Genomic DNA, 23,556 nt, shown 5'->3' with positions numbered 1-23,556 from the left:
CCCCCCCCCCCCCCCCGGGCTCGGGTGTGCGCCCCGGGTCCTGCTCGGCAGCGCGCGGCTGCTCGCTCACACCTGCGCCTTGTCCCTGATCGAGGCGACGATCCGCTCCACCGCCTCGTCGACGGGGATGCCGTTGTCCTGGCTGCCGTCGCGCATGCGGAAGGAGACCGCACCCTTGTCCTGGTCCTCGCCACCGGCGATCAGCAGGTAGGGCACCTTCTCCTTGGTGTGGGTGCGGATCTTCTTCTGCATCCGGTCGTCGGAGGCATCCACCTGGACCCGTACGCCGTGGGCGCGCAGCTTCTGCGCCACCTGCTCCAGGTAGGGCACGTACTCGGCGGCCACCGGTATGCCCATCACCTGCACCGGGGCCAGCCAGACCGGGAACGCTCCCGCGTAGTGCTCCACCAGCACGCCGAAGAACCGCTCGATCGAGCCGAACAGGGCGCGGTGGATCATCACCGGGCGCTGGCGGGATCCGTCAGGGGCGGTGTACTCCAGCTCGAAGCGCTCGGGCAGGTTGAAGTCCAGCTGGATGGTGGACATCTGCCAGGTGCGGCCGATGGCGTCCTTGGCCTGCACGGAGATCTTGGGGCCGTAGAAGGCGGCACCGCCGGGATCGGGCACCAGGTCCAGCCCGGAGGCGGTGGCCACCTCCTCCAGGGTGCGGGTGGCCTCCTCCCAGGTGGCGTCGTCGCCCACGAACTTCTCGGGGTTCTTGGTGGACAGCTCGAGGTAGAAGTCCTCCAGCCCGTAGTCCTTCAGCAGGTCCAGCACGAAGGTGAGCAGCGTGGTGAGCTCATCGCGCATCTGCTCGCGGGTGCAGTAGATGTGGGCGTCGTCCTGGGTGAAGCCGCGGGCACGGGTGAGGCCGTGCACCACACCGGACTTCTCGTGGCGGTAGACGGTGCCGAACTCGAACAGCCGCACCGGCAGCTCCCGGTAGGAGCGGCCCCGGGAGCGGAACACCAGGTTGTGCATGGGGCAGTTCATGGGCTTGAGGTAGTAGTCCTGGCCCTGCTTGGTGATGGCGCCCTCGGCGTCGCGCTCCTCGTCCATGTGCATGGCGGGGTACATGCCCTCGGCGTACCAGTCCAGGTGCCCGGAGGTCTGGAACAGCTGGCCCTTGGTGATGTGGGGGGTGTTCACGAAGGAGTACCCGGCCTCGACGTGGCGGCGGCGCGAGTAGTCCTCCATCTCCATGCGCACCATGGCGCCCTTGGGGTGGAACACCGGCAGCCCCGAGCCGATCTCGTCGGGGAAGGAGAACAGGTCCAGCTCGCTGCCCAGGCGGCGGTGGTCGCGGCGCTCGGCCTCCGCGATCCGCTCCTGGTAGGCGCGCAGCTCCTCCTTGGAGGGCCAGGCGGTGCCGTAGATGCGCTGCAGCATCGGGTTCTTCTCGCTGCCGCGCCAGTAGGCGGCCGCCGAGCGGGTGAGGGCGAACCCGTTGCCGATCAGCTTGGTGGTGGGCAGGTGCGGGCCGCGGCACAGGTCCGTCCAGACCACCTCGCCGCGGCGGTTCACGTTGTCGTACATGGTCAGCCCGCCCTCGCCCACCTCGACGGCGGCGCCCTCGGCGGCCTCCCCGGCGTTGGACTTCAGGCCGATCAGCTCGAGCTTGTACGGCTCGTCGGCCTCCTCCGAGCGGGCGTCGTCGTCGGAGATGTCACGGCGCACGAAGCGCTGCCCCTCCTTGACGATCCGGTTCATCTCCTTCTCCAGGGCCTTGAGGGACTCCGGGGTGAAGGGCTCGGCGACGTCGAAGTCGTAGTAGAAGCCGTCGGTGATGGGCGGGCCGATGCCCAGTTTGGCGTCGGGGTTCACCTTCTGCACGGCCTGGGCGAGCACGTGGGCGGCGCTGTGGCGCAGGATCGACAGCCCGTCCTCGCTGGAGATCTCCACGGCCTCGACCACCTGGCCTGCGGCCAGCGGGGTGTAGAGGTCACGCAGCTCGCCGTCGATGCGCAGGGCGATGATCTCGGTGCGGCCCTGGAAGAGCTCGGTGCCGGTCGTGCCCTCCTCGACCAGATGGGGACTGCCGTCGAGGGTGATGTCGAACTGGGCCACGGTGATGCTCCTTGCATTGAGGGGTCGCGATCCGGCCTACGGTGCCGGCTCCACGGGCCATCGTAGACGGGCGCGAGAGTGCCCCGCACCGGCCGTGCGCACTCGCTTCCCGCCGTCCACCGCCACCCTGGGCCACCCGCCCCGCACCGGGCTGGTGGCTCAGAGCCCGCGCGCCAGCTCCCGCACCCTGTCGTGAGCCTCCTGCAGGATCTGCTCGGCACGGTCGGGCTCATGGTCCATGCCCTCCGCGGCCACCGTGTGCACCTCGCACCCCAGGAACGAGAACATTCCCCTGATGTAGAGGCAGGCCGGGTCCTGCTGGTCGAAATGGCCGCCACTGGCCTGCAGGTGGACCACCGTCTTGCCCTTGACCAGGCCTTCCGCGGCGCCGTCCTCCGTGTACCGGAAGGTGACCCCGGCCCGGCTGATGGTGTCGATCCAGGCCTTCAGGCGGGTGGGCACTGACAGGTTCCACAGGGGGTTGGCGATCACCACCAGATCGGCCGCCTGGAACTGCTTGGTGTACTGGTCGAACAGGGCGAGCTTGTTCTGCTGGGGCCCGGTCAGGTGGGAGAAGTGCTCACCGTCTGCCAGGCGCTCCCAGCCGGTCATCATGTCCAGGTCGATCTCGGGCACGGCGGTCTCGTACAGGCGCACGTCGTCGACGGAAGCGTCGGGGTGCGAGGACAGCAGCTCCTCGAGGAACACGTCGGCCATGGCCATGGACCGGGACTTGCTGGAGTCGAGGGGGTGGGCACGGATGACCAGTACACGCATGGGTGGGCTCCTTGTGGGGTGTCGTAGGCATCAGCGGCCGGGGGTCTGATGCGAGATGCGTCACTTCCGACCCTAGCAACGGGAACGAGCCCTGGTGGCTCGTGGCGTGGGCTGTTCTCGGTGTGGCCACGGGCACCGTCGCGATGCTCCGACGGGACGTGGACGGCGGATGACCGGTCTCTCAGCCACCCGCCGTCGGTCCAGCGGCGGGCAGGCTCAGGGTGAGCGTGGATCCCTCCCCGTGCCAGGAGTCCAGGCGCGCCGTCCCGCCGTGGCGCTCGACGATGGCGCGGACCATCGGCAGGCCCAGGCCGGAGCCCTCGACGGAGCGAGCCTCCTGGGCCCGCCCCAGCTCCTCCCACACCAGGTCCAGCTCCTCGGGCGCGATGCCGCGTCCGGTGTCGGCGATCTCCAACACCACCACGTCCTCGGCGGCGCGGCCCCGCACCTCGATGGCGTCCCCCGGGGCGGAGTACTTCACGGCGTTGGTCAGCACGTTCACCAGTGCCAGGAAAAGCAGGTCCTCATCCCCCACGATCGGCGGGAGCGGACGCGGAGCGGTGGGCAGCGACACGGCGATGCGTCGTTCGCCGGCGCCGGGAGCCTCGGTGATGGTGGCGACGGCCTCCTCGACGAGGGCTGCCGGATCGATGGTGGTGAGCTCGAGCGCGGTGTGCTCCACCTCGCCGATCTTGCGCAGATCCCCGAGGAGACTGGTCAGGCGCTGTGACTGGGCGTCGATGCTGGCGCGCTGCCGCTCCGAGGGCTCGTCGGCGAGCGCGGCACGGATCCCCTGGATGGGGTTCTTGATCTCGTGGTCCAGTCGCGCGAGCAGTCGGCGCCTGCTGGCCGTCTGCTCCTGGACGGTGCGGCGGCGCACCTGCTCGACGTGACGGTGCATCGCGATCAGGGTCACCAGCGCCGGCAGCAGCAGGGCACTGATCAGTAGGCCCACGGCGAACGGCAGCCATGGCAGGGACACCGTCATGTAGAACGTCCCGTCACCACCGGCGGCCCACCAGATCACCGAGAGCGCCAGGCCCAGCACGGCGGGGACGATCACCGCGCCGGCCAGGATCCTCAGATCCTCCTGCGTCCTCGCGCTCATCCGCGCTCCACCGGATGCACGAAGCGGTAGCCGAGCCCCGGCACGGTCTCCACGTACGAGGCGGCCGCGGCGTCCTCGCCGAGGACCCGGCGGATCTCCGCCACCCGGTGGTCCACGGCACGGCTGGTGACGATGGCGTCGAACCCCCACACCGTCTGCAGCAGGCGTTCGCGGCCGAACACCTCGTCCGGATGGGACATGAGGAACTCCAGCAGGGCGAACGCCCGGGGGGTGAGCTGCTTCTCGATATCGCCGAGGAACACCCGCCGCGCCGGGCGGTCGATCCGCAGCGCCCCGGCCCTCAGCGCCTGGGCGGCGCTGAGGGGGACGGAGCCCCGGCTGCTGCGGCGCAGCACGGCCCTGATCCGAGCCAGCAGCTCCTGCGGGTCGAAGGGCTTGTTGAGGTAGTCGTCTGCCCCTTCGTCCAGGGCTGCGGCACGCTCGAAGCTCTCCCCCACCTGTGTGAGCAGGATGACCGGCAGCCAGTCGTGACCCGCCCGGATGCGGCGCAGGGCCTCCCGGCCGTCCATCACCGGCATCATCACGTCCAGGATCACCAGGTCCGGGGTGCTCGCCTCGATGCTGCGAAGGGCCTGGGCGCCATCGGCCGCCGGCTCGACGTCCAGGCCGCTGCGCTCGAGCACCCCGGTGAGGTGCTCGCGGATGGTGGCGTCGTCATCCACCAGCAGGATGCGGGGACGATCAGCCGTCATAGCGGATCTCGACGCGGCGGTTCTCGGCGCGGCCCTCCGGGTTGTCCTCCCCGCCCTTGCTGTTGGGGGCGACGGGATCGGTGTCGCCGTGACCGGTGACCGTGAGGTCCAGATCTGGCCTGGCGGCGGCGATCGCATCGGCCACCGCTTGGGCGCGCTCCTGGGAGAGCACGTCGTTGCCGCGGTGGTACGGGACGTCGTCGGTGTGGCCGTCGACGGAGACGGCTCCGCCCTCGGGGATCTCCCCCACCAGCTCACCGATCTTCTTCTGCGCTGCCTCGCTCAGCTCGGCCGAGCCGAAGTCGAACAGGACGTCCGACTCGAGGGTGATGGTGGTGGTGCCCCCTTCGGTGACCCGGTCGTCGATCGGGGTGACGTTGCGGTCCATCGCGGTGATGTTGGCATCCAGGGAGATGACGTCATCGGCCCGCGCGGCCCCCGCGCCGATCAGCAGTGCCGCGCACAGCGCGGCGACGCCGAGGGGTCTCGTTCCCGTGCGCCTCATCGGATCTCCACCCCCGTGGCCATCGGTGCACCGTCGACCATCATCACGTCCATGGCGGTGACGTCCTCCGGCGGGGCGGCGAAGGAGGCGTAGGCGTAGAAGGTCTGACCGGGCTTGAAGCGCATGCTCTGGTAGTCCGTCTGGCCGACCTTGGCCCCGCCCAGCACACCGTGCTTGTTGAGGTTCACGGTGTCGATGGCGTACGGGTGCCATCCGGTGTTGCCGAGGAAGTGGTAGAGCTGTCGCGCGTCCTGGGAGCCGGTGTCGCTGTTGACGGTGAAGGCGAAGGTGGCCACCACCGTGTCGTCGCGCCGCTCCAGGCCGAACAGCTCCACGGTCATGGTCGCCTCGTCATTGCCCTCGACGGTGGCAGGGATCTCTGCCGTGGCCGCCGGTTCCCCGAGGCCGCTCAGGTCCACGCCTGCCGCAGCGGCGTCGTCGTCCACCACCGCGTCCTCCTCATCGGAGCCCGCCGTGCCGTCGCCGCCCCCCTCGCTCCCGCCGTCGGAGGCCTGGGGATCCTGCTGATCCGTCTCGGAGCCGTCGCCTGCGGGGTCCTTGCCCTGCTCGACGGCGGGATCGGAGCCGCCCGTCGGCTGCTCGTCCTCCCCGATGCCGAACTGGCACCCGGCCGCCAGTGCGGTGATCAGGCTCGCGGCGGCCAGGCCGCGGACGATGCGGGATGTGCTGCGTGCTGTGGCATTCATGATGCGCCTCCTCGGGCGATAGTGGACGGCCCCCTGCCGTCCGCTTGCTCTCGACGCTATCGGCGCGGTGTGGCAGCGCTGTCGCACCGCCGTCGCCGTGCCGCGATCCTATGTCGCCATCTCGCGACAGGCAGGCGGCGGGGCCGATCACGCCGCGGTATCGCGCCAGTGGCCACGGGGCAGAAGGGGCCCAGGAGCCGCCGGAGAACAAGGAGCCGTGAGAACCCGAGCCATGACAAGGGGCCGCAAGAGCCTGAACCCATGGGCAGCCATGGATCAGTCGGCTCCAGAACCGCGCCGTCGGGGAATGCAGAACAGCCCCGGCCGGAGCCGGGGCTGTTCTCATGGGTGGGCGATACTGGGATCGAACCAGTGACCTCTTCCGTGTCAGGGAAGCGCGCTACCGCTGCGCCAATCGCCCGTGCACCCGAGGGTGCTGGGGAGATGGAGCGGACGACGGGACTCGAACCCGCGACCCTCACCTTGGCAAGGTGATGCTCTACCAACTGAGCCACGTCCGCGCATCGGCCAAGCCGACGAAGGAACACCCTAGTGCTCCCGCGGTTCAGTGCGCAAACGCATGCGGCCCCTCGTGGCAGAGGTCACCGGGCGGCGCGGCCATCGGCACGCCTGTCGCGGCCGCCGGCACACCCGTCATAGAAGGACCCCCACCGTGCAGGGTCAGCACCCACGAGCCGAGTCGACTGCCGACGGGGCGTAGCTCACACCCCCAGATGCACGGGTCACCGCCAGAAGCGTGTAATATTCTGGAGGTCCGCCTGAGAGGGCGGGCACCGAGGGTGGAAACACCAGCGGGCGATTGGCGCAGCGGTAGCGCGCTTCCTTCACACGGAAGAGGTCACTGGTTCGATCCCAGTATCGCCCACGGCGAGGTTCACGCAGTCCCTCCGGGGAAACCGTGGACAACGCATTGCGGACGTGGCTCAGTTGGTAGAGCATCACCTTGCCAAGGTGAGGGTCGCGGGTTCGAGTCCCGTCGTCCGCTCCGGGAGCGGCGCACCCGACATCACTGTCGGGAGCGCCTTTTCCATAAGATGCGCAAGCATCGTGGTGGGTTGGCCGAGAGGCGAGGCAACGGCCTGCAAAGCCGTGTACACGGGTTCGAATCCCGTACCCACCTCCACCGTCGCCTCCGGGCGCGGCAGGGTGGGACCACTGGTCCCACCCCGCGGGCGATTGGCGCAGCGGTAGCGCGCTTCCCTGACACGGAAGAGGTCACTGGTTCGATCCCAGTATCGCCCACCAGATGGTTCGGCGCCATGACGCATCGATGGAGATGATCGCCCGATGAGCCACCCCGATCACGCAAGATCCATCCTCGAGAGCGCTCGCAGTGCATTGCGCGACGGCCGGGCCCACACCCTGGTCGAGATCCTCGAGACGCTTCCCTTCGCCGCACGACACAGGATCGGCCGGTCCCTGACACCCTCGGCACGCGCAATCCTTTCTGCCCCGGGAGGAGCGGAGGATCCTGACCACTGGAACGGGGAGCTCGACAGCCACCATGACGCCGCCGACGTGGTCCGGCTGATCGCCGCGTCAGGTCCGGCTGCCGCCGCAAAGGTGAACCCCCTGAATCTCCGCGTCACCCGGGACATGGTCCCCCGCCTGTTCCCCCGCGACCTGCCGGTGTTCGTCGAGGAGTGGTCGGCCCGGTTCGCTCGGCGACCCAGGGCCGTGGATGCCAACCTCGGCATCGAGGCAATGTTCGACTGGGCGCACCGGGGGCTTACCCCTCCCCCGGCCCAGCAGGGGGCCGTGCTGGCGCTGATCTCGTCGGCGCCGCAGTCCTCCGGGTCACACTTGCTGCGCTACCTCGAGGCCCGCCCCGTGTTGATCCGCACCACTCTTCCGTTGCTGTTCCAGGTGCCGGGCGTCAAGGGCGCCTCGGCTGCGCAGATCGACGAGACGAACACGGACCGCCACGGACACGGGCTGCGCACGCTCGTCATCCCTGCCCTCCTCAGGCAGGGGCACTGGAGCGGCGAGGAGCTCGCGCTCTGGTGCGAGGACGCGCTGCGGGTTCCTCGTTCCGAGTACGAGTACCGGTGGTTCCGCGCCCTGCGGGACGACCTCGCGCACCTCCCCGGAGCTCCCTGAGAGTCGGGCTCGGTGCGAGCGGGCATCCAAGCAGGACCTCTTCCCGCACACCACCTGGCGCCTGGTGGATCACGCCCGGGAGGAGATCTTGCGCTCGTCCGGGCCCGTAGGACGGTCACCGGGGCGATCCCCCAGCGACCGCCGGTTACTCTGACCCCATGCAGATCTGGACCGGACAGTCCTACCCGTTGGGTGCAACCTTCGACGGGTCAGGCACCAATTTCGCCCTCTTCTCCGAGGCCGCCGAGCGCGTCGAGCTGTGCCTGTTCGACGAGGACGGCACGGAGCGCCGCATCGAGGTGACCGAGGTGGACGCATACGTGTGGCACATCTACCTCCCATCGGTGCAGCCAGGGCAGCGGTACGGCTACCGCGTGCACGGCCCCTTCGATCCCGCCAATGGGCAGCGCTGCGATCCCAGCAAGCTGCTGCTGGACCCGTACGCCAAGGCGATCGCCGGGATGGCCACCAATCACCCCTCGCTGTACAGCTACGACTTCGAGGACCCGACACAGCGCAACACCGAGGACTCGGCCGCGCACACCATGCATTCCGTGGTGGTCTCCCCCTACTTCGACTGGGGCAACGACCACCCGCCGGCCCACGATTACCACGACACCGTCATCTACGAGGCCCACGTCAAGGGCCTGACCATGCAGCACCCGGACATCGACGAGTCGATCCGCGGCACCTACGTGGCGATGGGCCACCCCGCGATCATCGAGCACCTGAAGTCCCTCGGCGTCACCGCCGTGGAGCTGATGCCGGTGCACCAGTTCGTCCAGGACGGCCACCTGGTGGAGAAGGGCCTGCGCAACTACTGGGGCTACAACACCATCGGCTTCTTCGCCCCCCACAACGAGTACTCCTACGCCGGTGACACCGGTCAGCAGGTCCAGGAGTTCAAGCAGATGGTGAAGAACCTGCACGAGGCGGACATCGAGGTGATCCTCGACGTGGTCTACAACCACACCGCCGAGGGCAACCACATGGGCCCCACCCTGTGCTTCCGCGGCATCGACAACTCCGCCTACTACCGCCTGGTGGAGGAGGACAAGGCCCACTACTACGACACCACCGGCACTGGCAACTCACTGCTGATGCGCACCCCGCACGTGCTGCAGCTGATCATGGACTCGCTGCGCTACTGGGTCACCGAGATGCACGTGGACGGCTTCCGCTTCGATCTGGCCTCCACCCTGGCCCGCGAGCTGCATGAGGTGGACCGCCTCTCGGCGTTCTTCGACATCATCCAGCAGGACCCGGTCATCTCCCAGGTGAAGCTGATCGCCGAGCCGTGGGACCTGGGCGAGGGCGGCTACCAGGTGGGCGGTTTCCCGCCTCTGTGGTCCGAGTGGAACGGCAGCTACCGCGACACCGTGCGCGACTTCCACCGCTCCGAGCCCGGCGTGCTGGGCGAGTTCAGCTCCCGCCTGGCGGGCAGCTCGGACCTGTACCAGCACACCGGTCGCACCCCGATCGCGTCGATCAACTTCGTGACTGCGCACGACGGCTTCACCCTGCACGACCTGGTCTCCTACAACGAGCGCCACAACGAGGCCAACGGTGAGGGCGGCAACGACGGGGAGAGCCACAACCGCTCCTGGAACTCCGGCGCGGAGGGCCCCACCGACGACGAGGACGTGCTGACCCTGCGGGAGCGCCGGGCCAAGAACCTCATGGCCACGCTGCTGCTCAGCCAGGGCGTGCCGATGATCCTGCACGGCGACGAGATGGGCCGCACCCAGCAGGGCAACAACAACACCTACTGCCAGGACGACGAGCTGTCGTGGATGGACTGGAACCTGGACCGCACCCAGCAGGAGATGCTGCGGTTCACCCGCGAGATGATCGCGCTGCGCCGCGAGCACGCCATCTTCCGTCGTCGCCGCTTCCTCCAGGGCGTGGTGCGTGAGGACGTCGACTCGAACCTGCCGGACGTGGAATGGCTGCGCACCGATGGAACACCCATGACCCCCGAGGACTGGGACCAGCCGCAGAACAAGTGCCTGACCGTGTTCCTCAACGGCTCCGCCATCCCTGAGCCCAACGAGCGCGGCGAGCAGATCGTGGATGACTCCGCCCTGATCCTGTTCAACGCCTCGGGCAATGACGTGATCTTCACGCTGCCGGGCAAGGACCACGGCGAGGTGTGGACCGTGGAGGTGGGCACCGGCGGCACCCTCGAGGTGGGCGCCGAGATCGCCGCCGGCGAGTCCATCACCCGTCCCTCGCACTCCTTCCTGGTGCTGCTGCGCCCCCCGGCCGGCAGCGACCCCGAGGAGACCGCGATCGAGGACCTCGAGAAGCCCGAGCTGGCCTGAGTTCGCCGACTCGACGCGCGGCCGGTCCGTCCCCGCGGATGAGCCGGCCGCGCCCCGCCTGACCACCTCCCAGGAGGAGACCGCGTGACCCACCCCTCCCAGTCCACCGTCCCGACCTCCACCTACCGGCTGCAGCTGCACGCCGGCTTCACGGCCGATGACGGCGCCGACCTGGTGCCGTACCTGGCACGCCTGGGCGTGGGGCACATCTTCTGCTCGCCCGTGCTGCAGGCCGCACCGGGTTCCGTGCACGGCTACGACGTGGTGGACCACACCCGCATCAGCGAGGAGATCGGCGGTGAGGCGGCCCTGCGTCGCCTCGCCGATGCCGCCCACGCACATGGCATGGGGCTGATCGTCGACGTGGTCCCCAACCACATGGCCATCCCCACGCCGATCTGGCACAACCGCGCCCTGTGGTCGGTGCTGAAGGAGGGGCCAGCCTCCCCCTACGCGGACTGGTTCGACCTCGACGCCTCCGCGGAGCTGTCGGTGCTGGTGCCCGTGCTGGGCCGCCCCATCGGCGCCGTGCTGGCCGATGGCGAGATCACCGTGGGCACCGCCGAGATCCCCCAGCCCGATGGCACCGTTCTCCAGGAGCAGGTGGTCCAGTACTACGACAACGTGCTCCCGGTCGCGGCGGGCACCGAGCACCTGGGGCTCGCGGATCTGCTGGATCGCCAGTGGTACCGCCTGGCCTACTGGAAGGTCTCCGACGAGGAGCTGAACTATCGGCGGTTCTTCGACGTGAACACGCTCGCCGCGGTGCGGGTGGAGCTGCCGGAGGTGTTCGAGGCGACCCACGCCACCCTGCTGCGCCTGCAGTCCGAAGGCATCATCGATGGCTACCGCATCGACCACCCTGACGGCCTGGCCGATCCTCGGGGGTACCTGCGGGATCTGGACCGCGCCACCGGTGGGGCGTGGACCGTGGTGGAGAAGATCCTGGAGGGCGAGGAGCAGCTGCCCGGGGACTTCCCCTGCGCGGGCACCACCGGCTATGACGCCCTGTGGCGGGTGGGCGGCCTGTTCCACGAGCCGCACGGGGCTCTCGGGCTCACTCATCTGTGGCAGCGCCGCACCGGTGACCAGCGACCCTTCGAGGAGGTGGCCGAGGAGTCCACCGAGCTGATCGTCACCACCAGCCTGTGGGCGGAGATCGAGCGCCTGACCGCGCTGATCCACCGAATCTGCCAGGAGGACATCCGCCTGCGCGACACCACGCGGCGCAACATCCAGCGCGTGGTGGTGGCGCTGCTGAGCTCGATGGACCGGTACCGGGCGTACATCGTCCCGGGCGAGTCCGCCCCGGGCTCGGAGCGGGCGGTCATCGAGCAGGCCGCTGCCCGGGCGCGCCACGCCCTGGGCGAGGACGAGGACGTGGTGGCCACCCTGGAGATCGTGGTGGCGCTGGTGTGCGGTGACGAGATCGGCAGTGCCGGTCGCACCGCGAGCAGCGACCGGGCCGAGGTGATCGTGCGCTTCGCCCAGACCTGCGGCCCGGTCCACGCCAAGGCGCTCGAGGACACCGCCTTCTACCGCTTCACCCGCTTCGCTGCCGTCAACGAGGTGGGCTCGGACCCGGATCGGATCGGGGTGGAGCCCGATGCGGTCCACGACCACGCCGCCACCATGCTGCGCACCCGCCCCGATGCGATGACCACCCTGTCCACGCACGACACCAAGCGCAGTGAGGACGTCCGGGCGCGCCTGGCCGTGCTCACCGAGCTCCCCCTGGAGTGGGCGCTCACGGTGCAGGCGCTGGACCAGGCCACGGCCGAGCACCGCGGCGACCGCGTCGACGGTGCGATGGAGCTGCTGCTGTGGCAGACCCTCGCGGGCTGCTGGGACCTGCCCGGCTCCGGCGCGGAACGCATCACCGTCGAGCGCCTGGACGGGTACCTGGAGAAGGCGATGCGCGAGGCGAAGGTGCACACCACCTGGACCGAGCAGGACGGCGACTACGAGAACCAGGTGCTCGAACTGGGCCGCGCCGCGCTGGCCAGCGACGAGGTCGATGCGATCCTCACCGACTGGACACGCCGCACCCTGCCCTCCCAGCGCTCCGCGATCCTTGGGCAGAAGCTGATCCAGCTGACCATGCCCGGCGTGCCGGACGTGTACCAGGGCAACGAGACGATCGACCTATCCCTGGTGGACCCCGACAACCGCCGCCCCGTGGACCATGCCCTGCACCAGCAGCGGCTGGAGCGGATGATCGACGGGGCCGGCCCCGACGGCATCGGCGACGAGAAGCTCTGGCTCACCCACCGCGCGCTCACCCTGCGCCGGGAGCGGCCCGAGCTGTTCCGGGGACGCGAGGCGAGCTATCGGCCGCTGCCCACCACCACCGGGCACGCCTTCGCCTTCGGCCGCGCCCACGGGGACGGCCCACTGGAGGCGGTGACCGTGGCGACCAGGCTCGCACACGCACTGTCCCAGCGGGGTGGCTGGGGCGATGCCTGGATCGCTCTGCCCGAGGGGCGCTGGCGCGATGCCCTCTCCGGCGTCGAGCACGAGGGCGGACAGCTGCTGCTGTCCCAGCTGCTGGGCGACTGGCCCGTGGCGCTGCTGGTGCGCAGCGGCGAGCAGCCCGCGACCACCGGTACCGCCGATGACGAGCAGGACGACCCCGAGAGGACGGCATGACGCCCACCGACAGCGACCGCCCCCATCCTGAGAGCCCCGTGGCCCCCAGGCGACACGACCGCTACGAGGTGTGGGCCCCGTCGGCCTCCCGCGTGCAGATCCGCATCGACGGCACCGAGCACGCGATGGAAGCCGCACCCGGCGGGTGGCACCGCCTGCCGGGCGTGCCCGCCTCCCCTGGCGCCCGCTACGCGTTCCGCCTGGACGGTGAGGGCCCCTGGCTGCCGGACCCGCGTTCGCTGTCCCAGCCGGACGGGGTGCACGCCGACAGCGAGGTGATCGACCCCGCGCTGCTGCAACGGGAGACCGACTGGAGCGGCCGCAGCCTGCGCGGCGCCGTGCTCTACGAAATGCACGTGGGCACGTTCACGCCCGGCCCGGACGGTCGCGGCGGCACCTTCGACTCGGCGATCGAGCGGCTCGACGAGCTGGTGGAGCTGGGGGTGGACGCGGTCGAGCTGATGCCCGTGGCCGCATTCCCCGGTGACCGCGGCTGGGGCTACGACGGAGTGGGGCTGTACGCCACCCACGCCTCCTACGGGGGCCCCGCAGGCCTGGCCCGCTTCGTGCAGGCCGCCCATCGGCGCGGTCTCGCGGTGGTGCTGGACGTGGTGCACAACCACCTGGGGCCGGCCGGCAACTACCTGGGCATGTTCGGTCCGTACTTCACCGACGCCTACCAGACCCCGTGGGGCCCGGCGGTGAACCTGGACCAGGAGTCCGCCCGCGAGGTGAGGGACTTCCTGCTGGGATCGGCGCGGCACTGGCTGGTGGACATGGGACTGGACGGCCTGCGCCTGGACGCCGTGCACGAGCTGCGCGACCGATCCTCCCGGCACTTCCTGGCCGAGCTCTCCGACACCGTGGACGCGTGGTCGCAGGAGATGGGACGCGAGCTGACGCTGATCGCGGAATCGGACCGGAACCAACCGGCCACCGTCACCCCCACCTCCGCCTCCGGTCTCGGCATGGACATGCAGTGGGCCGACGACGTGCACCACGGCGTGCACGCCTGGTTCACGGGCGAGCAGCGCGGCTACTACGCGGACTTCGGCAGCTCCGAGGTGCTCACGCGCGTGCTCACCGGCATGTTCCGGCACACGGGCACCTGGTCCTCGTTCCGCGGCAGGCAGTGGGGTGCGCCGGTGGACCCGGCCTCACCGCACTACGACGGACACTCCTTCGTCACGTTCCTGCAGGACCACGACCAGGTGGGCAACCGGGCCCGCGGAGACCGCATCCACCACGGCCTGGACCCCGCCCGGCATGCCGCGGCGATCGCCCTGGTGCTGCTGGGCCCGGGCACCCCGATGCTGTTCCAGGGCGAGGAGTGGGCGGCCTCCACGCCGTTCGCGTACTTCACCGATCACGACGAGGAGCTGGGTGCGCTGGTCAGCGCGGGCCGCGCCGAGGAATTCGCGGCGATGGGCTGGGCGGACCAGGTGTTCGACCCGCAGGACCGCGGTACCTTCGAGCAGTCGATGCTGCAGTGGCAAGAGCGCACCGAGGGCGACCACGCCCGCATGCTCACCTGGTACCGCGCCCTGATCGCACTGCGTCGCGAGCACCCCGAGCTGCGGGACCCCGATCTGCAGCGTGTCGAGGCGGAGGTGCTCTCCGAGGACGCGGTGCTGCTGCGTCGCGGGAGCATCGAGATCCTCGCCCATCGCGGCGACGGCGGGCTGGAGACGGGCTCCGCGCCCCGTGAGGTGCTGGCCGCCTTCGGTCAGGTGGCGGTCGACCAGACGGCCGGCCTGCACCTGGACGGGCCCGGCGTGGTGGTGACCCGCAGCTGATGGCGGGATGACCCGGGCCTGCCCGCCCACGCATCCCGAGCTGCCGGCTGATCCCCATGGTGCGGCTCCGCAGCCGTGTGAGCCGGCGGCACTGCGCTGCGGGCACGCGCCGCGCAGCGGACGCTCAGGAAGGGTCGCCCCCGGCTTCCACCAGGGCGGCCCCGTCGGTGGCCAGGGACGCCAGGCGCGAGAGGGAGCGGTAGTACTTCTTGCGGTACCCGCTGCCCAGCAGATCCTCGGAGTACAGGTGCTCGAGGACATCACCGCCGTCGGCCGCGGAGACGAGCACCGGCACCTTCCGGTCGTACAGCCGGTCCACCAGCACCACCAGGCGCAGGGCGTCGTTGTGCGAATCCACCCGACGGACCCCTGTCAGGTGCGCACAGGTGACGTCGTCGATCATCGCGCCGTAGCGTGAGGGATGGACCCGGGCCAGATGCGCGAGCAGCTCGTCGAAGGAGTCCAGGGTGGCGCCGGACCCGGTCCGGGCGTGGGCTGCGACCGCAGCCTGCGGGAGGGCGCGGATGTTGACGGCGCCGTCGCGGCGACGGTAGTCCTCGCCGTCGATGCGCATCACCTCGAAGCGCTCGGCCATCGACTGGATCTCCCGCAGGAAGTCCTGGGCGGCGAAACGGCCCTCCCCCAGCGCCTCGGGGAGCGTGTTGGAGGTCGCGGCCACCGCGACGCCCTGGTCCGACAGCTCGCGGATCAGGCGGGTCATCAGCAGGGTGTCCCCGGGATCGTCGAGCTCGAACTCGTCGATGCACACCAGCTGCGACTGCGCCAGCTGGTCCAGCGCCTTCTGGAAGCCCAGGGCCCCCACCAGGTTGGTGTACTCCACGAAGGTGCCGTACACGCGCTTGCCGGGCACCGCATGGAACAGGGAGGTGAGCAGGTGGGTCTTTCCCACCCCGAAGCCGCCGTCCAGGTAGATGCCGCGCGCGGCCTCCGCACGGCGCTTGCCGCCCAGCCCCAGTCGGTCCAGCAGACCGCCCTTCTTCTCACCGCCGATCTGTGCGGCGAAGGCGCTGATGCGCTCCTTCGCCTCCGCCTGGGAGGGGTGCGCGGGATCGGGCTCATAGGTGGCCAGGCGGGCATCGGCGAACCGCGGTGGGGGCACCAGGTCCGCCAGCAGGCGCTCCAGGGTGGGCTCGGGTCTGCGGTCGGCGAGCGCGGGGGTCACGCGGGCCAGTGTAGGTGCGCCGGCGGCGCGGCCGGGTGGTAGTCCCGCAGGAAGCTCGTAGGGTGTGCGCATGCCCACTGACTCCCCCCTGCACCTGCTGTGGCGCGAGGGTGCGCCGATGCCCGAGCCCCGCCCCGTGCCGCAGGATGCGGCCGGTGCCGCGCTGCTGGCCGAGCTGTACGCCGTGCCCGCCGACCGGGTCACGGTGCGGGCGATGATGAACACCACCGTGGACGGAGCGGTCGCCGGGGCCGACGGCACCAGCGGATCGCTGCGCAATCCGGACGACTCGTTCCTGTTCGGGGTGCTGCGGGCCCTGGCCGACGTGGTGGTGGTGGGCTCGCAGACCGTGCGCTGCGAGGACTACCGGCGCCCCCGGGGCCGCTCGGACCTGCTGGAGCCCTCGCTGCGTCCCGCGGGAGCGCCACGACCGGCCCTGGCCATCTGGACCACCAGCGGTGACCTGCCCGCCACCATCGAGGCGGACTGGCCCACCTACCTGCTGTGCCCGCCCTCCCGCAGGGAGCAGGTGCAGGAGCGCTCCGGCATGCCCCCGGAGCACGTGATCGCCGTGGCCGATGAGCGCGAGGCGCTGGCAGCCCTGGTCGCGCGCGGCTTCCGCGGGATCCAGGCGGAGGGAGGGCCCAGCGCACTGGGGCGGCTCGCCTCACGGGGCCTGCTGGACGAGCTGTGCTTCTCCGTCAGCCACCGCACCGTGGGCGGGCCCTCCCCGCGGGTGATCGACGGTCCCGCCCATGAGCAGCACTGGCTGCTCGAATCGCTGCTGGTGGGCACCGCAGCGACGCTCACGCGCTACCGACGGGCGACCTGAGCCCTCCCCGGTGCTCTCACACCCTCTCACCGGTGGAGCCCGGCAGGGGCGGGGCCGCGGGGTCCCGCACCGGCAGTTCGAGGGTGTCGACGTCCACCTGGAGCTCGAGGGTGCGCGCCAGGTGGCGCGCCACGATCCGCTCGTACCGCGCCGGGTCGAGGTTCCACTCCCGGGTGTGGGAGGCGCCCTCGACGGGGACGAACTGCACGAGGTCGGGCCTCATGGACGCAAGGGTGCGGCTGGGGCCGGGCGGTACGGTCGCGTCGTCCATGGCGTGCAGCAGCAGGGTGGGGTGGGTGAGGTTCTCCCCGTAGTACTCGGGCCGCATCTCGTGCAGCGCGAGGGGCTCACGCAGGCGCACGGCGCGCGCCCCTATCGGTGAGGTGATCATCCACATGGCCAGGCGGCGCATCGGGATCGGTGCTCGCACCGAAGCGGCGTGGTACCCGAGGATGTCGTGCCAGTCCACCGCCGGGGAGTCCAGCACCAGGGTGGCGATCCGCTCGCGGTGCGCAGAGCGCACGGACGTGCGCAGCGCGATGCCCCCGCCCATCGACCAGCCCACCAGCACGATCCGCTGCGCTCCGTGCGCCAGGGCGTACTCGACCGCGGCCTCGGCATCCTCCCATTCGTCGCTGCCCAGGTGGTGCATGCGGTCCGCGGAGGGCGGGGCACCGGTGTCGTTGCGGTAGGTGATCGCCAGGCTGGTCAGGCCCAGGGTGCGCAGCAGCGGCAGCAGGCGCAGCGTCTCGCCGCGCGTGGCGCCGTGGCCGTGGACGAGGATCGCCCAGGTCTCCGGCTCCGGTGGCCCTCCCGCTGCCCGACCGGCCCGCGCGGAGTCCGGCCGCACCAGCCAGGCGGGCATGCGCCCCACCGGCGAGTCGACCTCCACCTCCTCGGTGGGGAATCCGTGGGCGGTGCGCGGGGAGCCGGACCAGTAGAAGCCGTTGACGGAGGCGGGATCGGCCCGCAGGGGCTCCTCGCCGTCCGAGGCCAGCAGGGGCCGGGCGACCGTGGTGGGGGTGGGACGGGAGGTCACCGGGCCCAGGCGCACGTGCGCGGCACCTCCGGCCTGCCGCAGGGCCAGGTAGCCGTCGCGGGTGGCCTCCCCGACGGCGTCCAGGTGCACGCGGTCGGCGTGGACGGCGCGCACGGGGATGGCCCGGCGCTGACGGATGCTCTGCTGCGGCACCAGCGGCAGCCTGGCCATGATCCGTGCTCCCAGGGTGAGCAGACCGCCGCTGAGGGTGAACATGCCGGCGGCCATCATGCCGCCGACCAGCAGGGTCCCGCCCCAGCGGTCCTGCTCTGCGACCGGTTCCTGGGCGCGGCGGAGCGGCAGCGGGAGCGCACGGGAGTGTGGGCCTGACCACGGGAGGGGCATGGTTCCCACTGTAGTGGGATGCCGGGAGTGGGAGGCCGGGAGCAGGAGGCATAGGATCGATGGCATGAGCAGTTCGTTCGTGGTCCTCTCCGAGGTGCCGATCGCACCTGCGGATGCCATGCGGGCCCTGGAGTACCTGGGCCTGGGTCCCGGCTCGGAGCCCGCCGTCGACGCACCCGCCCCCGGTGACGTCGGGACGCCGGGCGCGCTCAGCGTCAACGTGGTGATCCCCGCGCGGCTCACCCGCCCCATGATGGTCGAGGTGATCGACCGCCTGGGCCTGCTGGACCTGCAGGGCGCCTGGGACGCCGTCGCCGAGCGGGTGCATCCCGAGTCATCCCAGCGGCCGACCGCCGAGGAGGTCCTGGCCTCGGTGTCCAAGGCGTTCACCGCCGCGGGCTGTGCGGTCGAGGGTCGGACCGCGGCCGAGGCCCCTCTCGAGGTGGTCTCCGCGCATCTCGCCGAGGGCTGCGAGACCCAGACGGTGGTCGTCTTCAGCGATCCGCAGCTGCTGGAGGAGACATTCGCCCAGGACTGGGCGCACCGCCTGGAGGACCACCTCAGCGCGACCGTGCTGCACCTGTACCCCGGCTCCCCACAGATCGGAACCTCCTGACATGTCCCACGACCCCATCGGCTCCCGCCCCTACCCGATCACGCTCAACGAGCAGGAGTGGCGCGCGAAGCTCAGCCCCGAGGAGTACCAGGTGCTGCGACAGGGCGGCACCGAGCGACCCTTCACCGGGGAGTACGAGGAGGTGCGGCCCGCCGGCACCTACGCCTGCCGCGCCTGCGGAGCGGAGCTGTTCACCGCCGATACCCAGTTCGACGCCCACTGCGGGTGGCCCGCGTTCTACGCCCCCACCGACTCCGAGGCGGTCGAGCTGCTGGAGGACACCTCCCTGGGCATGCACCGCATCGAGGTGCGCTGCGCGAACTGCGGCTCCCACCTGGGCCACGTGTTCGAGGGCGAGGGCTTCCCCACGCCCACCGACCAGCGCTACTGCATCAACTCCATCAGCCTGCGGCACACGGACGGCTGACGGGCCCATGGCCGGCCGCTGACCTGGCGCACCGGGCCTTTCCGGCGCGCCTGCCCGGGCAGCGCAGGGTGCGCCGATACGCTCCCAGGGTGTCCGTCCATCGAATCCGCTCCGGCGACGACACGTTTCGCGCCGCCGTCTCCGCCATGACCGCAGCCCCGCTGCGCCCAGAAGTGGAGTGGCGGGAGATCCCCGCTCCCTCCAGGATGGCGCCCTCCACCTGGGCCGCCACCGCGGAGATCGTGATGGAGGACGAGGAGCTGGCCAGTGGTCGCCTGGTGATCCTGCACGACCCCGCGGGCCAGGAGTCCTGGGACGGCACCTGGCGCATGGTGGTGCTGGTGCAGGCACGCCTGGAGCCGGAGTTCGCGGTGGAGTCGATGCTGGGCGATGTCGCCTGGTCGTGGGTGACCGAGTCGCTCGAGCTGCACGACGCCTCGGCGCGGGAGCTGGGCTGCACCGCCACCCGTGTGGTCTCCCAGTCCTACGGGGCCCTCGCGGACCGTCCCTCCACGGTGGATGTGGAGATGCGGATCTCCTGGACCCCGGAATGCGGGAGCACCGAGGACGGCTGCGTGGACCTGGCGCCGCACTTCGCCGCCTGGGCGGCCATGCTCGCTGCCGCCGGCGGGCTTCCTCCGGCACCGCCCAGGGTGGCGCCGCTGGTGCCCTCCCATCGGGCCCGCGCCCCGCACGACTGCGAGGACCCGCGGTGAGCGAGGTCCAGCCCGAGCACAGCACCACCGCCACCCCGCTGACCAGTCCTCGCGAGGGCCTGGTCCCGGTGATCGACCGCATCCAGCCGCTTCTGGCCTGGTGCGAGCGGGCCGCCGGGGACGACGACCCGATCGCGGTGGACGCCGAACGGGCCTCCAGCTACCGGTACTCCAATCGGGCCTATCTGATCCAGCTGCGCTCGCGCAGCGCGGGCACCGCCCTGATCGACCCGATCGCCTTCACGGTGCCGCCCACCCTGCAGGCCCTGATGGGTGAGCGGGAATGGGTGCTGCATGCCGCTGGCCAGGATCTGCCCAGCCTGGCAGAGCTGGGACTCCACCCCCGGCGCCTGTTCGACACCGAGCTGGCCGCCAGGCTGCTGGGCATGGAGCGGGTGGGGCTCTCCGCCGTGGTGGAGGACACCCTGTCCCTCGCCCTGGCCAAGGAGCACTCCGCCGCGGACTGGTCCAAGCGGCCCCTGCCGGAGAGCTGGCTCACCTACGCGGCCCTGGACGTGGAGGTGCTGCTGGAGGTGCGGGACATCCTGGCCGGGCGGCTGCGCGAGGCAGGCAAGGACGAGTGGGCCCGGCAGGAGTTCGAGCACGAGCGCACCCGCGAGCAGCCCGCCTCCCGGCAGGGCCGCTGGCGCGCAATGCACGGGCTGGGCGCTCTGCGCTCCCCCCGGCAGCTGGCAGCCGCACGGGCCATGTGGGAGCGACGCGATGCGATCGCCCAGCGGGAGGACCTCTCCCCGCACCGGGTAATCCGCGATCGCGAGATCGTGGCCGCTGCCAAGGAGGCCCCCCGCGGGCCCGACAGCTTCACCAGGGCCCTGCCGGCCCGGCTGCGGAAGAAGGACACCTGGTGGCAGGCGGCGCGCTCGGGCCTGGAACTGCCGGCCGCCCATCTGCCCCAGCGCAACGAGCCCAGCTATCCCCCGCCGCACAAGCTGTGGTCCAAGAAGCACCCGGAGGCCTGGGAGCGCTACCGGGCGGCACGCGAGCACGTCGCCGCCCTGTCCGAGCGGGTGCAGGTCCCCCCCGAGAACCTGCTGCAGCCGGCGGCGCTGCGGCAATGGGTGTTCGAGAACGAGCAGGCAGGCTCGCAGTCCGAGGTGATGGACCAGCTGACCGCGCTGGGCGCTCGCCCCTGGCAGGCGGAGCTCACCGCTCCGGTCCTGGTGGAAGCGCTGCGGTCGGTGCCGGTCAGTCCCGACCCGGTCGCGTGAGGAAGGGCGCCTCGGCCGGGCGCAGCCGGCCCAGCGGATCCGCGCCCTGCCGATCCTGGGAGGTGCGCACGGACTGCAGGGCGAGCAGCGCACTGACCGTCGTCCCGTTGGTGATGCGGCCCTCGAGCACGGCGGCCACGGCTTCGCTGAGCGGGACCCAGCGGGTGACCAGCTCGGCCTCCTCATCGGTGCGCTCGAAGTCGTCCTGGGTCTCCCGCACCTCGGTGGCGAGGTAGACGCGGATCACCTCGTCGTTCCCGCCGGGACTGGGGCGCAGGTCCACCAGGGTGTGCAGCTGCCCGGCCTCGTAACCGGTCTCCTCGGTGAGCTCACGGGCCGCCGCCACGTGGGGGGGCTCCCCGTCGAGGTCGAGCAGACCGGCGGGGATCTCCCACAGCGAGTGCCCCACCGGGTGGCGGTACTGGCGGATCAGCAGGACGCGGTCCTGCCCGTCCACGGCGAGCACGGCGACCGCGCCGGTGTGCCACACGTACTCGCGGTCGAACCGCACCCCGGGGGCGAAGTCCACGGTGTCGCGCACCAGGTCCCACACCATGCCGCGGTGCAGAACCTCGCGGTGGGCGAGCTGGCGGGGATCGGGCTCGTCCCGCAGCTGCTGCGGCACTGTTCGCTCCCGCTGTGCATCTTCGGCGCTCATGCGATCTCCTCGGCGGGGGTCGAGGGTGCGGGCTCCACCTCGAGCAGGCGGGTCGCGCGCTGGGCGTCCAGGGCGGCGCCGATCAGCCCGGCGAACAGGGGGTGGGCGCGGGTGGGCCGCGACTTCATCTCGGGGTGGGCCTGGGTGCCGATGTAGTACGGGTGCTGTTCGGTGGGCAGCTCCACGAACTCCACCAGGGTGCGCCCCTCGGCCACCTCGGAGGTGCCGGAGATCCGCAGGCCGGATTCCTGGAGCTGATCCCGGTAGGCGTTGTTGACCTCGTAGCGGTGGCGGTGGCGCTCGGAGACCCGGGTGGTGCCGTACACCTGGGCGGCCAGGGAGCCTTCGGCCAGCTGATGGTCGTAGGCACCCAGGCGCATGGTGCCGCCCAGGTCACCCTCACCCGCCACGATGCCCACCTGCTCGGTCATGGTGGCGATCACCGGATGCTCGGTGGCCGGATCGAACTCGGTGGACTGCGCATCGGCCCAGCCCAGCTGGTTGCGCGCGTGCTCGATCACCATGCACTGCATGCCCAGGCAGATGCCCAGGGCCGGCAGCCCCCGCTCGCGGGCGTGGCGCAGAGCGCCCACCTTCCCGTCCACACCGCGCACCCCGAAGCCGCCGGGCACCACGATCGCGTCCACGTCCCGCAGCTGCTCCTGGGCACCCTCGGCGGTGGTGCAGGTGTCGGACTCGATCCAGCGGATCGTGACCTTGGCGCTGTGGTGGAAGCCGCCGGCCCGCAGCGCCTCGGTGACGGACAGGTAGGCGTCGGGCAGATCGATGTACTTGCCCACCAGGCCCACGGTGACCTCGTGGGTCGGCTGGTGGACACGCTGCAGCAGCTGGTTCCACACGCTCCAGTCGGCGTCGTGGCTGAGCAGGTCCAGCCTCCGGATGGCGTAGGCGTCCAGTCCCTCGGAGTGCAGGACCCGGGGGATGTCGTAGATGGAGGGCGCATCGGGGCAGGTGACCACCGCGTCGATGTCCACATCGCACATCGAGGCGATCTTGGCCTTGATGGAGGCGGGCAGCTCGCGGTCGGCGCGCAGCACGATCGCGTCGGGCTGGATGCCGATGGAGCGCAGCGCGGCGACCGAGTGCTGGGTGGGCTTGGTCTTGAGCTCCTGGGACGGACCGATGAACGGCACCAGGGACACGTGCACGAAGAACACGTCGTCTCGGCCCAGGTCCTGGCGCACCTGGCGGGCCGCCTCCAGGAAGGGCTGGGACTCGATGTCCCCCACGGTGCCGCCGATCTCCGTGATCACCACATCGACGTCCTCGGCGGCCTGGGAGCGCATGGACTCCTTGATGGCGTTGGTGATGTGGGGGATCACCTGCACGGTGTCGCCCAGGTACTCGCCGCGGCGCTCCTTGGCGATGACGCCGGCGTACACCTGGCCGGTGGTCACGTTGGCATCGGCGGTGAGGTCCTCGTCCAGGAACCGCTCGTAGTGACCGATGTCCAGGTCGGTCTCGGCACCGTCCTCGGTGACGAACACCTCGCCGTGCTGGAAGGGGTTCATGGTGCCGGGGTCCACGTTGAGGTACGGATCCAGCTTCTGCATGGTCACCCGGAGCCCGCGCGAGCGCAGCAGCATGCCCAGGCTGGAGGCCGTCAACCCCTTGCCGAGGCTGGAGACCACGCCGCCGGTGACGAAGATGTGGCGGGTGGTGCCGGGGTTGCGGAAGGGCTTGCTGGAGGGGCCGCCGCCGATGCCCGGGATGGGGCCCGTGG

Annotated in this window: 19 protein-coding genes and 6 tRNA genes; 13 read left to right on the top strand and 12 right to left on the bottom strand. The window is 70.9% G+C overall.

Annotation, left to right across the window (positions count from 1 at the left end):
- Positions 1-66: 66 nt before the first annotated feature.
- The 8 genes from thrS to M4D54_RS08410 form a co-directional block, all read right to left on the bottom strand.
- Positions 67-2,067 (bottom strand): threonine--tRNA ligase, encoded by a 2,001-nt coding sequence (gene thrS / locus M4D54_RS08445; RefSeq protein ID WP_193866197.1) that lies wholly within the window; start codon positions 2,065-2,067, stop codon positions 67-69.
- Positions 2,068-2,226: 159 nt separating this feature from the next.
- Positions 2,227-2,844 (bottom strand): FMN-dependent NADH-azoreductase, encoded by a 618-nt coding sequence (locus M4D54_RS08440; RefSeq protein ID WP_193866196.1) that lies wholly within the window; start codon positions 2,842-2,844, stop codon positions 2,227-2,229.
- Between the two features lie 181 nt (positions 2,845-3,025).
- Positions 3,026-3,952, bottom strand: coding sequence for a sensor histidine kinase KdpD (locus M4D54_RS08435; protein WP_259890955.1), 927 nt, complete (start codon positions 3,950-3,952; stop codon positions 3,026-3,028).
- Positions 3,949-4,665, bottom strand: coding sequence for a response regulator transcription factor (locus M4D54_RS08430; RefSeq protein ID WP_193866194.1), 717 nt, complete (start codon positions 4,663-4,665; stop codon positions 3,949-3,951). The genes M4D54_RS08435 and M4D54_RS08430 overlap by 4 nt, the downstream gene beginning before the upstream one ends.
- Positions 4,655-5,170, bottom strand: coding sequence for an OmpA family protein (locus M4D54_RS08425; protein ID WP_193866193.1), 516 nt, complete (start codon positions 5,168-5,170; stop codon positions 4,655-4,657). The genes M4D54_RS08430 and M4D54_RS08425 overlap by 11 nt, the downstream gene beginning before the upstream one ends.
- A complete protein-coding gene (locus tag M4D54_RS08420) occupies positions 5,167-5,877 on the bottom strand; it encodes a hypothetical protein (RefSeq protein ID WP_193866192.1) in 711 nt (236 codons plus the stop codon). Before M4D54_RS08420 ends, M4D54_RS08425 begins: the two co-directional genes overlap by 4 nt.
- Before the next feature lie 349 nt (positions 5,878-6,226).
- Positions 6,227-6,298, bottom strand: a tRNA-Val gene (locus tag M4D54_RS08415).
- Positions 6,299-6,322: 24 nt separating this feature from the next.
- Positions 6,323-6,398: transfer RNA gene (locus M4D54_RS08410), tRNA-Gly, on the bottom strand.
- Between the two features lie 293 nt (positions 6,399-6,691).
- Here M4D54_RS08410 and M4D54_RS08405 point away from each other — a divergent pair.
- The 8 genes from M4D54_RS08405 to treZ all read left to right on the top strand — a co-directional run bounded on the left by M4D54_RS08405 (position 6,692) and on the right by treZ (position 14,767).
- Positions 6,692-6,763 (top strand) — tRNA-Val (locus M4D54_RS08405).
- A 47-nt stretch (positions 6,764-6,810) separates the two neighbouring features.
- A tRNA-Gly gene (locus M4D54_RS08400) sits at positions 6,811-6,883 on the top strand.
- A gap of 64 nt (positions 6,884-6,947) precedes the next feature.
- Positions 6,948-7,021, top strand: a tRNA-Cys gene (locus tag M4D54_RS08395).
- A 47-nt stretch (positions 7,022-7,068) separates the two neighbouring features.
- A tRNA-Val gene (locus M4D54_RS08390) sits at positions 7,069-7,143 on the top strand.
- 42 nt (positions 7,144-7,185) lie between these two features.
- Positions 7,186-7,998, top strand: a complete 813-nt coding sequence (locus tag M4D54_RS08385) for a hypothetical protein (protein ID WP_193866191.1) — start codon at positions 7,186-7,188, stop codon at positions 7,996-7,998.
- A 158-nt stretch (positions 7,999-8,156) separates the two neighbouring features.
- Entirely contained in the window at positions 8,157-10,322 is a 2,166-nt protein-coding gene (gene glgX / locus M4D54_RS08380) for a glycogen debranching protein GlgX (protein ID WP_259791581.1), read from the top strand.
- A gap of 84 nt (positions 10,323-10,406) precedes the next feature.
- Positions 10,407-12,971, top strand: a complete 2,565-nt coding sequence (gene treY, locus M4D54_RS08375; RefSeq protein ID WP_193866189.1) for a malto-oligosyltrehalose synthase — start codon at positions 10,407-10,409, stop codon at positions 12,969-12,971.
- Positions 12,968-14,767, top strand: a complete 1,800-nt coding sequence (treZ, locus tag M4D54_RS08370; protein WP_193866188.1) for a malto-oligosyltrehalose trehalohydrolase — start codon at positions 12,968-12,970, stop codon at positions 14,765-14,767. The genes treY and treZ overlap by 4 nt, the downstream gene beginning before the upstream one ends.
- Positions 14,768-14,891: 124 nt before the next feature.
- Here treZ and zapE read toward each other — a convergent pair whose 3' ends face one another.
- The gene (zapE, locus tag M4D54_RS08365; protein ID WP_193866187.1) at positions 14,892-15,950 is read right to left on the bottom strand and encodes a cell division protein ZapE; all 1,059 of its coding nucleotides are present in this window, start codon (positions 15,948-15,950) and stop codon (positions 14,892-14,894) included.
- 70 nt (positions 15,951-16,020) lie between these two features.
- Here zapE and M4D54_RS08360 point away from each other — a divergent pair, with 70 nt between their 5' ends.
- Positions 16,021-16,782 (top strand): dihydrofolate reductase family protein, encoded by a 762-nt coding sequence (locus M4D54_RS08360; protein WP_228019569.1) that lies wholly within the window; start codon positions 16,021-16,023, stop codon positions 16,780-16,782.
- A gap of 16 nt (positions 16,783-16,798) precedes the next feature.
- On the opposite strand, the gene M4D54_RS08355 is transcribed toward M4D54_RS08360, so the two are convergent.
- A complete protein-coding gene (locus M4D54_RS08355; RefSeq protein ID WP_193866186.1) occupies positions 16,799-18,166 on the bottom strand; it encodes a S9 family peptidase in 1,368 nt (455 codons plus the stop codon).
- 64 nt (positions 18,167-18,230) lie between these two features.
- On the opposite strand from M4D54_RS08355, the gene M4D54_RS08350 reads away from it, so the two are divergent.
- The 4 genes from M4D54_RS08350 to M4D54_RS08335 all read left to right on the top strand — a co-directional run bounded on the left by M4D54_RS08350 (position 18,231) and on the right by M4D54_RS08335 (position 21,154).
- Positions 18,231-18,782 carry a hypothetical protein gene (locus tag M4D54_RS08350; RefSeq protein WP_193866185.1) on the top strand — a complete coding sequence of 184 codons (552 nt, stop codon included), beginning with the start codon at positions 18,231-18,233 and terminating at the stop codon, positions 18,780-18,782.
- A 1-nt stretch (position 18,783) separates the two neighbouring features.
- Positions 18,784-19,209 (top strand): peptide-methionine (R)-S-oxide reductase MsrB, encoded by a 426-nt coding sequence (msrB, locus tag M4D54_RS08345; RefSeq protein ID WP_193866184.1) that lies wholly within the window; start codon positions 18,784-18,786, stop codon positions 19,207-19,209.
- Positions 19,210-19,298: 89 nt separating this feature from the next.
- Entirely contained in the window at positions 19,299-19,925 is a 627-nt protein-coding gene (locus M4D54_RS08340; RefSeq protein WP_193866183.1) for a DUF3000 domain-containing protein, read from the top strand.
- Positions 19,922-21,154 (top strand): HRDC domain-containing protein, encoded by a 1,233-nt coding sequence (locus tag M4D54_RS08335; protein WP_259890951.1) that lies wholly within the window; start codon positions 19,922-19,924, stop codon positions 21,152-21,154. The genes M4D54_RS08340 and M4D54_RS08335 overlap by 4 nt, the downstream gene beginning before the upstream one ends.
- On the opposite strand, the gene M4D54_RS08330 is transcribed toward M4D54_RS08335, so the two are convergent.
- Positions 21,132-21,812 (bottom strand): NUDIX hydrolase, encoded by a 681-nt coding sequence (locus tag M4D54_RS08330; protein ID WP_193866182.1) that lies wholly within the window; start codon positions 21,810-21,812, stop codon positions 21,132-21,134. The two genes, M4D54_RS08335 and M4D54_RS08330, sit on opposite strands and share 23 nt — an antisense overlap.
- Positions 21,809-23,536 carry a CTP synthase gene (locus tag M4D54_RS08325; RefSeq protein WP_259890957.1) on the bottom strand — a complete coding sequence of 576 codons (1,728 nt, stop codon included), beginning with the start codon at positions 23,534-23,536 and terminating at the stop codon, positions 21,809-21,811. Before M4D54_RS08325 ends, M4D54_RS08330 begins: the two co-directional genes overlap by 4 nt.
- Positions 23,537-23,556 lie beyond the last annotated feature (20 nt).

This window comes from Brachybacterium sp. p3-SID1565 (assembly GCF_025143785.1).
Lineage (GTDB): Bacteria > Actinomycetota > Actinomycetes > Actinomycetales > Dermabacteraceae > Brachybacterium > Brachybacterium epidermidis.
Note: the sequence above shows the minus strand (reverse complement) of the source record. Positions and strands in the feature narration are given on the sequence as shown.

Excerpts from the sequence above, each read along its gene's own strand:
- msrB (WP_193866184.1), top strand. The coding sequence starts at position 18,784 with ATGTCCCACGACCCCATCGGCTCCCGCCCCTACCCGATCACGCTCAAC.
- M4D54_RS08435 (WP_259890955.1), bottom strand. The coding sequence starts at position 3,952 with ATGAGCGCGAGGACGCAGGAGGATCTGAGGATCCTGGCCGGCGCGGTG.
- glgX (WP_259791581.1), top strand. The coding sequence starts at position 8,157 with ATGCAGATCTGGACCGGACAGTCCTACCCGTTGGGTGCAACCTTCGAC.
- M4D54_RS08425 (WP_193866193.1), bottom strand. The coding sequence starts at position 5,170 with ATGAGGCGCACGGGAACGAGACCCCTCGGCGTCGCCGCGCTGTGCGCG.
- M4D54_RS08440 (WP_193866196.1), bottom strand. The coding sequence starts at position 2,844 with ATGCGTGTACTGGTCATCCGTGCCCACCCCCTCGACTCCAGCAAGTCC.
- M4D54_RS08360 (WP_228019569.1), top strand. The coding sequence starts at position 16,021 with ATGCCCACTGACTCCCCCCTGCACCTGCTGTGGCGCGAGGGTGCGCCG.
- M4D54_RS08330 (WP_193866182.1), bottom strand. The coding sequence starts at position 21,812 with ATGAGCGCCGAAGATGCACAGCGGGAGCGAACAGTGCCGCAGCAGCTG.
- M4D54_RS08385 (WP_193866191.1), top strand. The coding sequence starts at position 7,186 with ATGAGCCACCCCGATCACGCAAGATCCATCCTCGAGAGCGCTCGCAGT.
- M4D54_RS08350 (WP_193866185.1), top strand. The coding sequence starts at position 18,231 with ATGAGCAGTTCGTTCGTGGTCCTCTCCGAGGTGCCGATCGCACCTGCG.
- M4D54_RS08420 (WP_193866192.1), bottom strand. The coding sequence starts at position 5,877 with ATGAATGCCACAGCACGCAGCACATCCCGCATCGTCCGCGGCCTGGCC.
- treZ (WP_193866188.1), top strand. The coding sequence starts at position 12,968 with ATGACGCCCACCGACAGCGACCGCCCCCATCCTGAGAGCCCCGTGGCC.
- M4D54_RS08430 (WP_193866194.1), bottom strand. The coding sequence starts at position 4,665 with ATGACGGCTGATCGTCCCCGCATCCTGCTGGTGGATGACGACGCCACC.
- M4D54_RS08355 (WP_193866186.1), bottom strand. The coding sequence starts at position 18,166 with ATGCCCCTCCCGTGGTCAGGCCCACACTCCCGTGCGCTCCCGCTGCCG.